Origin of the sequence: Nocardioides panzhihuensis, from assembly GCF_013408335.1 — a bacterium.
GTDB classification, from domain to species: domain Bacteria; phylum Actinomycetota; class Actinomycetes; order Propionibacteriales; family Nocardioidaceae; genus Nocardioides; species Nocardioides panzhihuensis.
Genome location: NZ_JACBZR010000001.1, coordinates 5,791,803 through 5,805,967 on the forward strand (window position 1 = coordinate 5,791,803; position 14,165 = coordinate 5,805,967).

The 14,165-nt window shown below is 70.4% G+C and carries 12 protein-coding genes; 8 read left to right on the plus strand and 4 right to left on the minus strand.

Annotated features, from left to right (window positions below):
- Positions 1 to 10: 10 nt before the first annotated feature.
- Positions 11 to 1,069 (minus strand): iron chelate uptake ABC transporter family permease subunit, encoded by a 1,059-nt coding sequence (locus tag BJ988_RS27400; protein ID WP_218861140.1) that lies wholly within the window; start codon positions 1,067 to 1,069, stop codon positions 11 to 13.
- Between the two features lie 124 nt (positions 1,070 to 1,193).
- Between BJ988_RS27400 and BJ988_RS27405 the strand changes: the two genes are divergently transcribed.
- A complete protein-coding gene (locus BJ988_RS27405) occupies positions 1,194 to 2,426 on the plus strand; it encodes a geranylgeranyl reductase family protein (RefSeq protein ID WP_179660985.1) in 1,233 nt (410 codons plus the stop codon).
- On the plus strand, positions 2,426 to 3,370 hold the full coding sequence (locus BJ988_RS27410; protein WP_218861142.1) for an NUDIX domain-containing protein: 945 nt from the start codon (positions 2,426 to 2,428) through the stop codon (positions 3,368 to 3,370). Before BJ988_RS27405 ends, BJ988_RS27410 begins: the two co-directional genes overlap by 1 nt.
- A 166-nt stretch (positions 3,371 to 3,536) precedes the next feature.
- Here the strand turns inward: BJ988_RS27410 and BJ988_RS27415 are convergent, their stop codons facing one another.
- Both BJ988_RS27415 and BJ988_RS27420 read right to left on the minus strand, forming a co-directional pair.
- The gene (locus BJ988_RS27415; protein WP_179660986.1) at positions 3,537 to 4,496 is read right to left on the minus strand and encodes an ornithine cyclodeaminase family protein; all 960 of its coding nucleotides are present in this window, start codon (positions 4,494 to 4,496) and stop codon (positions 3,537 to 3,539) included.
- A gap of 17 nt (positions 4,497 to 4,513) precedes the next feature.
- Positions 4,514 to 5,872 carry an MFS transporter gene (locus BJ988_RS27420; protein ID WP_179660987.1) on the minus strand — a complete coding sequence of 453 codons (1,359 nt, stop codon included), beginning with the start codon at positions 5,870 to 5,872 and terminating at the stop codon, positions 4,514 to 4,516.
- A gap of 149 nt (positions 5,873 to 6,021) precedes the next feature.
- Here BJ988_RS27420 and BJ988_RS27425 point away from each other — a divergent pair, with 149 nt between their 5' ends.
- The 3 genes from BJ988_RS27425 to BJ988_RS27435 all read left to right on the plus strand — a co-directional run bounded on the left by BJ988_RS27425 (position 6,022) and on the right by BJ988_RS27435 (position 11,253).
- Entirely contained in the window at positions 6,022 to 8,820 is a 2,799-nt protein-coding gene (locus BJ988_RS27425; RefSeq protein ID WP_179660988.1) for an FAD-linked oxidase C-terminal domain-containing protein, read from the plus strand.
- Between the two features lie 265 nt (positions 8,821 to 9,085).
- Entirely contained in the window at positions 9,086 to 10,294 is a 1,209-nt protein-coding gene (locus BJ988_RS27430) for a class I SAM-dependent methyltransferase (RefSeq protein WP_246321591.1), read from the plus strand.
- Positions 10,294 to 11,253 carry a hypothetical protein gene (locus BJ988_RS27435; RefSeq protein ID WP_179660989.1) on the plus strand — a complete coding sequence of 320 codons (960 nt, stop codon included), beginning with the start codon at positions 10,294 to 10,296 and terminating at the stop codon, positions 11,251 to 11,253. The genes BJ988_RS27430 and BJ988_RS27435 overlap by 1 nt, the downstream gene beginning before the upstream one ends.
- A 16-nt stretch (positions 11,254 to 11,269) precedes the next feature.
- Here BJ988_RS27435 and serC read toward each other — a convergent pair whose 3' ends face one another.
- Positions 11,270 to 12,385 carry a phosphoserine transaminase gene (gene serC, locus BJ988_RS27440; protein ID WP_179660990.1) on the minus strand — a complete coding sequence of 372 codons (1,116 nt, stop codon included), beginning with the start codon at positions 12,383 to 12,385 and terminating at the stop codon, positions 11,270 to 11,272.
- Between the two features lie 43 nt (positions 12,386 to 12,428).
- Here serC and BJ988_RS27445 point away from each other — a divergent pair, with 43 nt between their 5' ends.
- Genes BJ988_RS27445 through BJ988_RS27455 form a run of 3 tightly spaced genes read left to right on the plus strand, consistent with a single transcriptional unit; the run spans position 12,429 to position 14,101 of the window.
- Positions 12,429 to 12,902, plus strand: a complete 474-nt coding sequence (locus BJ988_RS27445) for a GNAT family N-acetyltransferase (protein ID WP_179660991.1) — start codon at positions 12,429 to 12,431, stop codon at positions 12,900 to 12,902.
- Positions 12,903 to 12,956: 54 nt separating this feature from the next.
- Positions 12,957 to 13,802 carry a PhzF family phenazine biosynthesis protein gene (locus tag BJ988_RS27450; RefSeq protein WP_179660992.1) on the plus strand — a complete coding sequence of 282 codons (846 nt, stop codon included), beginning with the start codon at positions 12,957 to 12,959 and terminating at the stop codon, positions 13,800 to 13,802.
- A gap of 50 nt (positions 13,803 to 13,852) precedes the next feature.
- A complete protein-coding gene (locus BJ988_RS27455; protein WP_179660993.1) occupies positions 13,853 to 14,101 on the plus strand; it encodes a hypothetical protein in 249 nt (82 codons plus the stop codon).
- The last annotated feature ends 64 nt before the right edge of the window (positions 14,102 to 14,165 follow it).

Here is a 14,165-nt window from a genome sequence, read left to right on the forward strand (position 1 = left end):
TGGGTGATGGTCAGACGTCGCGCGCCGAGAAGCGCCGGATCAGGACGATGAGGAACGGGGCGCCCAGGAGCGCGGTGACGATCCCGATCGGGATCTCCTGGGGTTGGAGGAGGACGCGGGCGAGCACGTCGGCCCAGACCAGCAGGATCGCGCCCATGAGGGCGGCCGCTGGGATGGCCACGGCGTGGGCGGAGCCGACGGCGCGACGAGCCAGGTGCGGCACGACCAGGCCGACGAAGCCGATGCTCCCGGCGGCCGAGACGACCACGCCGACGGTCAGCGCCACGACGATCAGCAGCAGGGTGCGGAAGCGGTCGGGGGAGATGCCGAGGGTGTGGGCGGTCTCGTCGCCGATCGCCAGCGCGTCGAGACCACGCCCGGACAGGGTCAGCAGGAGCGTGGTGGCGAGCACCGCGATCGCCACCACGGCGAGCAGGCCGTTCCACTGAGCCAGGCCGAGGGAGCCGAGCAGCCAGAACATCACCGACCGCGCGCCTTCGGCCGAGCCGGAGGCGAAGATCAGGAAGCTGGTCAGGCCGTAGAGGAGGTAGCCGACCGCGACACCGGAGAGCAGCAGGCGCAACGAGGTGACCCGGCCGCCGCTGCGCGCGAGGGCGAACACCAGGAAGGACGCCGCGAGGGCGCCGACGAACGCGGAGCCCGGCAGGGCGTACGCCCCCAGCCCGGTGCCCGCGCCGAAGAGGATCGCCGCCGCCGCGCCGCTGGAGGCACCGGAGTTGATCCCGAGCAGATAGGGGTCGGCGAGCATGTTGCGGACCATCGCCTGCAGCGCCATGCCGGTGATGGCCAGGCCGGCTCCGACCAGGGCGCCGAGGAGCACGCGGGGGAGGCGTACCTTCCACACGATCGCCTCCTCGGTGGCCTTCCAGCCGGCCTCGGGGACGCCGAGGAGGTGGTGGCCGAGGATCTGGGCGACCGTCCCCGGAGTGACGTACGCAGCGCCGAGCCCGACCGCGACGACGATCGTCGCCACGGTGGCCGCGAGGAGGCCCAGGAGCCAAATGGTCGCGCGCCGGCGACGGCGGTGTACGCCGAGAGGGTCGTGCACGTGGGGGCCTTCCGGGCTCGCTGCGACGATCTAATGCAAAGAACTTGCAATAACCTAGCAGGGGTTCGGCTCGGGCTGAGGTGAGGGTTCGTGGTCCGTTGGCCGGTTCTGGGAAGATATGCGCATGACCTCGTCCCTCCCGCAGTCAGCTGATGTGCTCGTCGTGGGGGCAGGGCCTGCGGGCTCGGCCGCGGCGGCCTGGCTGGCGCGCGCCGGGGTCGATGTCCTGCTGACCGACGCGGCCGTCTTCCCGCGTGACAAGACCTGCGGCGACGGGCTGACTCCGCGCGCGACCTACGAGCTGGTCCGGCTCGGACTGGAGGACTGGCTGCGTGCGCACCCGGTCTCGAAGGGGCTGCGGGCCCATGGGTTCGGCCAGACGCTGCACCTGCCCTGGCCCGGCGGCACCCTGCCGTCCTGGGGGTCGGCGGTGCCGCGCACCGAGCTCGACGATCACCTGCGCACCGTGGCGATCAAGTCCGGCGCGACGGCGGTGGACGGCGTGCGGGCGGTCGACGTGCGGTGGGACGGCGAGCGGATCGCTGCGGTCGTCTTCGAGGGCGGACACGAGGTCGCCTGCCGGTCGGTCGTGGTCGCTGACGGCGTACGCTCGCCGCTCGGCAAGGTGCTGGGGCGGGAGTGGCACCGCGACACCGTCTACGGCGTCGCCGGGCGGGCCTACATCGCCTCCGACCAGGCCGATGACGAGTGGATCTCCTCCCACCTCGAGCTGCGTGACGAGTCCGGTGAGGCGCTGCCGGGGTATGGCTGGATCTTCCCGCTGGGCTCGGGCGAGGTGAACATCGGCGCGGGTGCGCTGGCCACCTCCAAGCGGCCCGCGGAGATCGCGATCAAGCCGCTGATGAGGCACTACACCGAGCAGTGCCGCGAAGAGTTCGGGCTCCAGGGCGAGCTGCGGGCGGAGAAGTCCGCGCTGCTGCCCATGGGCGGTGCGGTCTCCGGCGTCGCCGGTGCCAACTGGGCGCTGATCGGCGATGCCGCCGGATGTGTGAACCCGCTCAACGGCGAGGGGATCGACTACGGCCTGGAGACAGGACGGATGGTCGCCGACGCTCTCATCGCCGGGGAGGACCTGGCCACCGCATGGCCGGCGACCCTGCGTGAGCACTACGGGGAGGCGTTCTCCGTCGCCCGCCGTCTGGCCGGGATCGCGACCCGCCCGCGCTTGGTGTCGACCCTCGGACCTGTGGGGATGCGCTCCGACTGGCTGATGACGCTGGCCCTGCGGTGGATGGGCAACCTGGTCACCGACGAGGACCGCGACCGAGCCGCCAAGGTGTGGCGCTGGGCCGGTCGCCGCTCGCTGGCTCTCGACTCCCGACCCCCGTTCAGCTGATGGCGACGCGAAACCGGAGCCGCGGTGGGCGGCGACGCAAGCTTCCGAAGGTGCAGCGGGTGGGGGCGTACGCCGTCATCATCCGTGCCGGCGCTGGCATGGAGCCCGAGATCCTGCTCAGCCGGCTCTCGGAGAAGGTGACGCCGGAGGAGCGGTGGACGCTGCCCGGCGGAGGCATCGACCACGGCGAGGACCCGCGCGACGCGGTCGTGCGCGAGGTCTACGAGGAGGCGGGGGTTCCGGTCGAGATCGGCGCCGACGCGCGGGTCTACTCCGTTCACCAGGCCAAGGCCTGGCGGCTGGGCCGGCGGGTCAACTCCCACGCCATCCGGATCGTCTACGACGGCTGGGTGCCCCACGACGCTCCCGCTCCGCAGACGATGGAGGTCGACGGCTCCACTGCTGAGGCGGCTTGGTTGCCGCTGGCCGCTGTGACGAGCGGAGAGATCCCGACGTCTCCGTTGGTCACCGATGCCCTCGACATGCACGCGCCGACGCGCAACCAGCGGCTGGCTGCGTACGCCTTCATCACCCGTCCCGTGGACGGCGCTGTGCTGCTCACCCGGATCTCGCCGCGTGGCTATCACTCGGGTTCCTGGACGCTCCCGGGCGGCGGGCTCGACTTCGGCGAGCATCCGCGTAAGGCACTCGAGCGCGAGGTGACCGAGGAGTGCGGTCTCACCTGCGAGGTCGGTGAGCTGGTCGACGTACACGACGTCAATGTCGTCGGCACCGCCCCCAACGGCCGCCACGAGGAGTTCCACGGCGTCCACCTCATCTTCGCCGCCTCCGTTCCCGATGGCGCCGAGCCCCGGGTGGTCGAGCAGGACGGCACCACCGACGACGTCCGTTGGGTGACCCGCGCCGACCTAGCGGATCTCCCCCTCCTCGACGTGGTAGCCGCAGCCCTAGCCGCCGAGAAGTCAGAATCTGGCGCCGAGTAGTCGGTATCTGGCGCCGAGAGGTCGCTTTCTGCGTACGAGAGGTCGATTCCTGATGTCGCGCTGACGCGGCGGGTCGGAAACCGACCTCTCGCGGGCAGAAAGCGACTCCTCGCCGTCGAAGATCGACTCTTCGCGGTCGAGAACTGACCTTTCGGGGTGGGGTGGGTCAGGCGAGCTGGGCCTGGGTGCCTGCGTCTCGCGCCTCGGCGACGGCCAGGATCATCTCTGCTGCGGCGGCGTCCTGGACTCCGACGCCTACGGAGAGATAGACGAGGACGTCCGTCGGGGCGCGGTCCAGCGAGACGGCGCCGGTCAGGAGCGCGCCGAGGTCGGTGACCCGGTCGGGGGTGACCGACCCCGAGGCGATGGCGTCGACGACCGGGCCGGAGTCGGTCATGGCGGACGGGTGATAGTCGACGAGCACCGTGGAGCGTCCCAGAAGCGATGGCGGGAGCTCGACGCGGTCGGGGGCGAAGGAGCCGACGCTGGCCACGGTGGTGCCGTCGGTGACCCACGCGTCCTCGATGACCGGGGTGAGGGACGAGGTGCAGAGGACGACGATGTCGGCGCCTCGTACGGCTGGTTCCAGATCGTGCTTCGCGGTGGCGCCGTGAGATCCGGCGATCTCGGCGGCGGCAGCCCGGTTGCGGCCGTAGATCTGGAGCTCGGCGTCGGGATGGGTCACCGCGAAGGCGTCGAGGTGGGCGCGGGCCTGAGCGCCGGTGCCGACGACGAGGATGCTCCCGGCACCGGGCGCGACCTGCTGCATGGCGAGGGTGGTCGCGGCAGAGGTGCGCAGGCCGGTGACGCTGTCGCCGTTGATGATCGCTCGTGGTGCGCCGGTCTCGGGGTCGAGAACCGTGATGACCGAGTGCACGGCACCGAGATCGCGAGCGGCGTTGGCCGGGTTGACGCTGCCGAACTTGCTCACTGCGGCGGCGTCGGGAGCGATCCGGGACGAGTAGCAGAACGAGACCGACGCATCGGGCCCTGGGACGAGGAGCCGGGGAGGCTGGACGGCCTCCCCGGCTCCCAGTCGGGTGAACGCCTCGCGCTGGGACTCCAGCGCGAGGCGGGGCGTGAAGATGCTGCGTACGTCCGTGGCGGAGAGGATCCTGACGGTCACCCCGCCACGTTAGCCCTTCAGGCGGTGGCCTTCTCCGGAGTCTCCTCGAGCGCGATGTCCCTGGTCTCCTTGCCGATCAGCAGCGAGATCAGGGTGATCACCGCCATCACGGAGAGGTAGACGCCGACCAGGACGGGGGAGCCGTCGGCCTGCTTCCACAGCGCGACCGCGATGAACGGCGCGACCGCGGCGCCGAGGATCGAGGCGACGTTGTAGGAGATGCCCGAGCCGGTGTAGCGCACGCTGGTCGGGAACAGCTCGGGCAGCAGCGCGCCCATCGGTCCGAAGGTCAGGCCCATCAGGGAGAAGCCGAGGACGAGCCAGAGGACGACGCCGACGGTGCCCGCGTTGACCAGCGGCACCCAGGACAGGCCGAAGACGATGATCCCGAGGGTGACCGCGATCAGCAGCCGGCGGCGGCCGAACTTCTCGGCCAGCGGGCCGGAGACCATGGTGAAGATGCCGAAGAAGACCACACCGAAGATCAGCATCAGCACGAAGGTCGTGTAGCCGTAGCCCAGGCCGGGGACCGCAAGGTCTTCGGCGGCGGTGCCGAACGACAGCGAGAACGCGGTCATCAGGTAGAAGAGGACGTAGGTCGCCAGCATGAAGAAGGTGCCGAGGACCAGCTGCTTGCCCTGGTTGCGCACCACCGAGGCCAGCGGGATCTTGCGGACCAGGCCGGCGTCCTGGCTCTTGGTGAACACGTCGCTCTCGACCAGGCGCAGCCGGACCCACAGGCCGACGACGACCATGACGGCGGAGAAGAGGAACGGCACGCGCCAGCCCCATTCCAGGAAGGCGTCCGAAGGCCTGGTCGGGTCGGCACCCTCGGCGGAGAGCAGCGCTGCGATGGCCAGGAAGAGGCCGTTGGCGAGGATGAAGCCCAGCGGCGCGCCGAGCTGCGGGAACGTACCGTAGATGGCGCGCTTGCCCTCCGGGGCGTTCTCGGTCGCGACCAGGGCCGCACCGCTCCACTCGCCGCCCAGCGCGAAGCCCTGGGCCAGGCGCATCAGCACGAGCAGCGCGGTGGCGACCCAGCCGACGGTCTCGTACGTGGGGAGGGTGCCGATCAGGAAGGTCGCGATGCCCATGGTGAGCAGCGAGATCACCAGGGTCGTCTTGCGGCCGAGGCGGTCACCGAGATGACCGAAGAAGATCGCGCCGATCGGACGGGCGACCATCGCGGCGCCGAAGACGGCGAAGCTCGCCAGGAGGGCGGTGGTCGGGTCCCCGGCCGGGAAGAAGAGAGCCGGGAAGACGAGGACGGCTGCGGTCGCGTATACATAGAAGTCGTAGAACTCGATCGTCGTCCCGACGAGACTGGCGACGAGCACGCGCGAGCGCGGGTTGGCCGGGGTGGGGGTGTCGGACATGGTCTCTCTCCGAGGTGTGAGGGGGCCCGCCGCTCGCGGGTCGGCCCATCCTATGAGCGTTTGACATCGACCAATGAGATCGGTGTCGGTTGTGATCACCCGCGTGGGCATCCGGCGTCGACGACGCGAGGGTCTGTGACAATGTGCGCGTGAATGCGACTGCCTCGGATCTGGCGAATGAGCTGCGCAACCAGGGGATCAGCCGGGTCGACGACTCGCCGCTGGCCCGGGCGCTCTACTCCAGCGACGCGAGCCTCTACCGGGTCGTGCCCTCGGTCGTGGTGCGGCCGCAGTCACGCGACGAGCTGCTCGGGGTGCACTCGGTGGCGCGCTTCGTGGGAGCCCCGGTGACGATGCGCGGCGCAGGCACCTCGATCGCCGGCAACGCCGTCGGCACCGGCATCGTCGTGGACACCCGAGACCTGCGCACCATCTACGAGATCGACCCCGAGGCGCGGACGGCGCGGATCGATCCGGGCGTCATCCATGCCGACCTGCAGCGGGCCGCGGCGCCGCACGGGTTGCGCTTCGGGCCCGACCCGTCCACACACACCCGCTGCACCATCGGCGGGATGATCGGCAACAACGCCTGCGGCAACCGCGCGCTGGGCTACGGCCGCACCGTCGACAACATCGAGGCGCTGAGCGTGCTCTTCGGCAACGGCGAGCAGGCCGTCTATGCCGACGGTGTGTCGACCGGGGAGACGGCGGAGAAGCTGCAGGCGCTCGTCGGCGCCAACCTCGGGCACGTACGGACCGAGTTCGGTCGCTTCGGGCGCCAGGTCTCGGGCTACTCGCTCGAGCACCTGCTGCCGGAGCGCGGCGGCCGGGTCGACCGGTTCCTGGCCGGGTCCGAGGGCACGCTGGCGACCATCCTGGAGACGACGGTACGGCTCGTCGAGGACTCGCCCGGACGGCTGCTGCTGGTGCTCGGCTATCCGACGATGGCGGAGGCGGCCGACGCGGTGCCCGCTCTGTTGGCGGTGGCGCCCGGGCGGCTGATCGCCTGCGAGGGGATGGACGCGCGGATCGCCGGCCTGGTGCGCGCCAAGGGTCGCCCGGTGCCGGATCTCCCCAAGGGGGCCGGCTGGCTGATGGTCGAGGTCGCCGGAGAGGACGCGCCTGACCTGGTGCAACGTATTGCCTCGGCGTCGGGGGCGCTCGAGTCGCGGGTGGTCGTCGATCCCCTCGAAGCGGCCGCGCTGTGGCGGATCCGCGAGGACGGCGCCGGGCTGGCCGGGGTCTCGCTGCCGACGCCCGCCCACTCGGGCTGGGAGGACGCGGCCGTCCCGCCGGAGCATCTCGGTGCGTGGCTGCGGGACTTCGAGGAGATCCTGGAGTCGTTCGGCCTGCACGGCTACCCCTACGGCCACTTCGGAGACGGCTGCATCCACTGCCGCATCGACTTCCCCTTCGCGCCGGACGCGCCGGAGTCGGCGCAGGTGTTCCGGGAGTTCATGACGGCGTGCGCCACCCGACTGGTGACCTACGGCGGCTCGCTGTCGGGAGAGCACGGCGACGGCCGGGTCCGCTCGGAGCTGCTGCCGATCATGTACGACTCGACCTCGATCGATCTCTTCGAGCAGGTCAAGGGCATCTGCGATCCCTCGGACCTGCTCAACCCGGGCAACATCGTGCGGCCCGCGTCGATCACCGCCGACCTGCGTCCGGTGCGGCCACGCGCCCTCCCGCGGACCAGCCTGCGGCTGATCCACGACTCCGGTGACCTGGGTGCTGCCGTGCACCGCTGCACCGGCGTCGGCAAGTGCGTCGCCCCGAAGACCGCCGGAGTGATGTGCCCCTCCTACCTCGCCACCCGCGAGGAGAAGGACTCCACTCGTGGGCGTGCTCGGGTGCTGCAGGAGGCGCTCGACGGCTCGCTCGTCGACGGGCTCGCCGACCCCGCGGTGGGTGAGGCGCTCGACCTGTGCCTGGCCTGCAAGGGGTGCGCGTCCGACTGTCCCACGGGGATCGACATGGCGACGTACAAGTCGGAGGCGCTCTACCAGAGGCACGATGTCCTCGGGGAGCGGCGGCCACGGTCGCATGCTCTTCTCGGACAGCTGCCGAGGTGGGCGCGGCTCGCGGCGCCGTTCACTGGCATGGCCAACGCGTCGCTGAAGATCTCGCCGCTGGCCAAGATCGCCAAGAAGACCGCCGGCATCGACCAGCGGCGCTCGATCCCGGCGTTCGCGGCCAAGACGCTGAAGAGGTCGGCGCCGACGGCGAAGCTTCCGGAGACCCCGGATGTGTGGATCTGGGCCGACTCGTTCACCGACCACTTCTTCGCGCAGTCGGGTCATGGTGCGATCAAGTGGCTGGAGTCCCAGGGCCTGACCGTGCGCGTGATCGGCGAGAAGGCCTGCTGCGGCCTCACCTGGATCACCACCGGCCAGCTCGACGACGCGCGGAAGATCATGGAGAAGACGGTTCGTACGCTGGCTCCCTATGTCTCCTCCGGCGTGCCGGTCGTCGGGCTGGAGCCGTCGTGCACCGCGACGCTGCGGTCCGACTCCGTGGAGCTCTCTGCGCTGCCCGAGGCCGAGGTCGTACGTGACGGGATGCTCACCTTCGCCGAGCTGGTGAAGCGGCTGGTCGGCGAAGGCCGGGCATCGCTGCCCGACCTGACCGGCGTCGAGGTGGTCGCGCAGCCGCACTGCCACCAGCACGCCGTCCTCGGCTGGGTCGACGACGAGGCGCTGCTGACTCAGGCCGGTGCGAAAGTCACCCGGGTCTCCGGCTGCTGCGGCCTCGCCGGCAACTTCGGGGTCGAAGAGGGCCACTACGAGGTCTCGGTTGCGGTCGCCGAGACGTATCTGCTGCCCGCCGTCCGGTCCCAGCCCGACGCGATCGTCCTGGCCGACGGGATGTCGTGCCGCGTCCAGCTCGACGACCTCGCCTCGGTGCCCGCCATGCACCTCGCTGAGCTCTTCGCCTCGAAGGTCTGAGTCGGCGGCGGGCTCCAGGACGTGTAACACGCTGTTCGTAGGACTACTCGCCCTATCGGAACGACCGGATAGTCCTACGAACGACGTGTTACACGTTCGCAGGCACCCCGGACGTACGTGTCGATCTCCATCAGCGCGGTCGTGGATGGGTGTTGGCGCCCGGCCACGCCTAGACTGAAGCGGTGAACCCGCGTTACCGCCGACTGATCATTCCCGGAGCGCTGGTCGCCCTTCTGCTGCTGGTCGTCGTTGCCGGGGTGCTGAGTTGAGCAGGGAGTCCGAGCCGCTGCTGCGGGCGTTGAACCGGATGCGGTCGGTGATCCTCGATCCTTCGCTGCTGGTCAAGGCGGTCGCGTCGGGCAAGCAGCGTGGCACCACGCCGGAATGGCGGCGCGCCGAGATCCGCTACGTCGACCTGAAGGCCGGGCGTCATCTGCAGATCACGACGTACGACGCCACGCAGGCGTTCACTGCGAACCACCCTGTCGGTGACCCGTCAGCGCTCGACGACCTGCTCGACGTGCCGTTCGCCAACTGGATCGTGACGACCGCGTCCGAGCAGATCCAGATCCAGGCCAAGACGCCGACCACGGCGCTGGTCTCGACCACCGAGCTGACCGCGCCGGTCGAGGCCGAACGCGGCCATGACCAGCCCAAGGAGCGGCTGCTGCCTGAGTCCGACCCGGTCTTCCGGGTCCTCGGCCTCTCGGACAAGGACGGCAACCTGAAGCCGTCGCGGCAGGCGAAGTACCGCCAGGTCGAGGAGTTCCTGCGCCAGCTCGACGCGGCCCTGAGCGACGCGATGAAGTCCGGGAAGGTCCGCAGGCCGACCGCTGAGGAGCCGCTGCGGATCATCGACCTGGGCGCCGGCAACGGCTACCTGACCTTCGCGGCCCAGCGCTACCTCACCGAGGTCCGCGAGCTGCCCGTCGTCGTCACCGGCGTCGACGTCAAGGAGCAGTCGCGCGAGCACAACACCAAGATCGCCGCGGAGCTGGGAGTCGCTGCTGAGTTCGTGGCCGGGACGATCGACGGCGTACAGCTGACCGAGAAGCCCGACGTGGTGCTCGCGCTGCACGCCTGCGACACCGCCACCGACGACGCCCTGGCTCGTGCGGTCGAGTGGGAGGCGCCGCTGGTGCTGGCCGCGCCGTGCTGTCACCACGACATCGCCGCCCAGCTGCGCAAGGCCCCGACCCCGGCGCCCTACTCGATGCTCACCCGACACGGCATCCTCCGCGAGCGTTTCGCCGACACCTTGACCGACGCTCTGCGCGCGAGCCTGCTGCGGCTGTCCGGCTACCGGGTCGACGTGGTGCAGTTCGTCGAGAGCCAGCACACCCCGCGCAACACCATGCTCCGTGCGATCCGCACCGGATCGCCGGTCAAGGGCGGTTCGGTGAAGAAGGAGTACGACGAGCTCGTGGCCGAGTGGGGCGTACGTCCGAAGCTCGGCGAGCTGCTCTCCAAGTGATGAAGGCGGTCGCCGCCGCCGCAGGCGCGCTCGGGCTGGTGCTGATCTCGTCCGTGCCCGCGAACGCCGCCGGCGACGACGTGCTCTTCGCCTTCTCCGACCCGACGATCAGCGAGGCCAGCGCGCTGACACCGCTCGGAGACGGTCTGTACGCCACCACCAACGACTCCGGCGACAGCGGACGGGTCTTCACCGTCGACTCCCGCGGTGACACGGTCGGGGTGACCCACTGGGCTGACGACCCGGTGGACGTCGAAGGGCTGGCTCCAGCGGGCGGCAACCGCGTCTGGGTCGGGGACATCGGGGACAACAACAGCGTCTGGGACTCGATCAGGATCGCGAAGGTGCGGGTCGGGCGGGGCGAACGTACGGTCTCGCCGACCGTCTACGAGCTCGTCTATCCCGACGGCCCGCACAACGCCGAGTCTCTGCTGGCGCATCCGGACGGGCGGGTCTTCGTCGCCACGAAGGACTGGGGAGGCGGAAGCCTCTACGCCGTGCCGAGGCGGCTCGACCCGGACCGCCCCAACCGGTTGAAGGAGGTCGCCCCGGTCATCCCGATGGCCACCGACGGCGCCTTCTTCCCCGACGGGGAGCATCTGGTCGTACGCGGCTACTACTCCGCCACGATCTACGACTGGCCGTCCATGGACCGGGTCGGCTCGTTCCGGACCCCTGACCAGGAGCAGGGCGAGGCCATCGGCGTCACGCGGAAGGGCGACGTCGTCGTCACCAGCGAGGGCATCCGGGCCGAGGTGATCAGAGTCGACCCCGAGCTGGTGGGCGAGGTGCTCGGGGAGGAGCCGTCCTCGACCGCCGACCCGACCGCCGACCCGACCCCGGACGAGGCCGAGCCGGCGAGCGAGGGCGACGGTGGGGGCGACGGCGGTTCCACCGGCCCGATCGCCCTGGTGGCGGTCGCTGTCGCGGCGTACTTCCTGCTGCGCAAGCGGAAGTGAGTCGGGGCAGCTCTAGTCAGAGGCGGTCGACGACCCAGTCGATGCAGGCGGTGAGGGCCTCGATGTCGGCGGCGTCGACCGACGGGTACATCGCGACCCGGAGCTGGTTGGTGCCGACGCCGCGGTAGGCGTCGAGGTCGACGACGCCGTTCTCGGCGAGCACGCGGCGCAGCTCGTCCTTGTCGATGCCGGCGTCGAGCTCGACGGTGCCGACGACCAGGGAGCGATGGCTGGGCTCCTCCACGAACGGTCGGACGTACGGCGCCTTCTCGGCCCATGCGTAGAGCGCGTCGGAGGAGGCGGTCGTACGCGCGACCATCGCGTCCAGCCCGCCGGAGGAGTTCATCCAGTCGAGCTGCTCGGCCATCAGGAAGAGCGTCGCGACCGCGGGGGTGTTGACCGTCTGGCCGCTGCGGGACTGCTTGATCGCCTCGGTCAGCGAGAAGAACGACGGGATGTGCCGACCGCTGGCCGAGATCTCCTCCGCTCGCGCGATCGCGGCGGGGGAGAGCAGCGCCAGCCACAGGCCACCGTCGGAGGCGAACGACTTCTGCGGCGCGAAGTAGTAGACGTCGCTCTGGGTCACGTCGAGCGGCAGGCCGCCGGCGGCCGAGGTCGCGTCGACGATGGTGAGCTGGTCCGTCCCGGCTCCCGCGGGGCGCGCGACCGGGGCCATCACGCCCGTCGAGGTCTCGTTATGTGTCCAGGCGTAAACATCGACGTCGTCCGCGTGCGTCGGCACGCCCAGGGAGCCCGGATCAGCCGAGATCACCGACGGGTCGGCCAGCCACGGCGCGGCCTTGGCGGCGGAGAGGAACTTCTTGCCGAACGCCCCGAAGACGGCATGCTGGCTGCGCTCACGCACCAGGGCGTACGTCGTCAGGTCGAAGAACGCCACCGATCCACCGTTGCCGATGACGACCTCGTAGCCTTCGGGCAGTGAGAACAGGTCGGCCAGCCCGGTCTGGACGCGGCGGACGAGATCCTTCACCGGCTGCTGCCGGTGGGAGGTCCCCATCACCGACACCCCGGTCGCGGCGAGCGCCTCCAAGCGGCCTGCGGGCACCTTGGACGGCCCGGAGCCGAAACGTCCGTCGGCGGGCAGGAGGTCGGCGGGGATCTGCAGCGTCATGACCCCATTCTCGCAAGACGCGGGCATCGGCCAGAATACCGACGTGACTCTTGAGATTCGCCGGGTTTCCTACGACCACCCGGATGCGCAGAAGCTGGTCGACCGGGTGCAGGAGTTCTACGTCGAACGTTACGGCGAGCCCGACTACGACCCGACGGTGCCGGAGATGTTCGAGTCACCCGCGGGCGCCTACTTCGTCGCGTACCTCGACGAGGTCCCGGTCGCCTCCGGCGCCTGGCGGCGCTCCGGCGAGCGGGTCATGGGGACCGACGTGACCGCGGAGATCAAGCGGATGTACGTCGTCCCCGAGGCACAGGGGATGGGCCTCGCGAAGCGGATCCTCGCCCACGTCGAGGCCTCCGCGCGTGAGGCCGGTTTCGAGGTCATGGTGCTGACCACCGGCGGCCTCCAGCACGAGGCCATCGGGCTCTACGCGGCGCAGGGCTACACCCTCGTCGAGCCGTTCGGCTTCTACAAGGACGACGAGCTCGTCCGCTGCATGGCCAAGACGCTCTGAGCCGGCCGAACGAAAATTCGTTCGTCGAAGTCCACGAGGCGGATGATCAAAGGCATGACCGAGGTCCTGTACTACTCCGCGTTCACCACCAGCCCGAGCGGCGGCAACGGAGCCGGCGTCATCCTCGACGCGTCCGCCCTCGACGACGGGCAGATGGTGGCGATCGCCGCCGAGCTCGGCTACTCGGAGTCTGCTTTCCTGGCTCCCGGACCGAACCCGGACGACGCCCGGTCGTTCACGCTGCGGTTCTTCAGCCCCAAGGCGGAGGTGAGCTTCTGCGGTCACGCCACGGTGGCCACGGCCGTGGCACTCGGCGAGCACCTCGGCGTGGGCGACTTCGACTTCCACACCGCAGCCGGCCACGTCCCCGTCACGGTACGCAGCGACGACGGCGTCCTGAAGGCCACTCTCACCAGCGTCGAGCCCCGGGTGCATGACGTGGACCCGGCAGATGTCGCGGAGGCTCTCGCGGCGCTCGGCTGGCGGAATGACGAGCTCGATGCCGAGCTGCCACCCAGGATCGCCTTCGCGGGCGTACGTCACCTGGTTCTGGCAGCAGCCACCCGCGAGCGTCTGGCGGAGCTGGACTACGACTTCGACCGGCTGCTCCGGCTGATGGAGCGGGTCGATCTGACGACGGTGCAACTGGTGTGGCGGGAGTCGCCGACCGTGTTCCACGTCCGCGACCCGTTCCCGGTCGGCGGCGTGGTCGAGGACGCCGCGACCGGAGCCGCGGCCGCGGCCTTCGGTGCCTACGCCCGGGAGCTGGCCCTGGTCCCTGAGGAGGCGAGCCTCACCCTCCACCAGGGGCACGACATGGGCCGCCCGTCTCTGCTGGAGGTCGACCTGCGCGCCGGCGACCCGCGGGTGCGGGTCACCGGCGCCGCGATCAGGCTCTGAGGAGGTTGTGCGACGGGTGCGGCGGCTCCCGGCGGCGTAGTCTCTGCGTCATGGCAGATGCTCAGGAGATCGTGATCACCCTGTCGGCGCCCGACCTCGAGACGATCAACGAGCTCATCGCTGACGGCGCAGTCGACAGCGTGGCCGACTTCGTCCAGCGTGCCGTGCGGCTGGTTCTGGACGATGTCGAGGCCGGCGGCGAGCTGTCCGCCGAGGCATTCGAGACCGCCGAGATGTCGGACGCGCTGGCGCGAGCGCTCGAGGAGGTCGAGACAGTCTTCCGGCGGAACCGAGGCTGATCGCGCGCCTCGGTCACCCTCGGTCCTGCAACACGCCCGACCACGTCGCCTGCCGGGCGGCCGG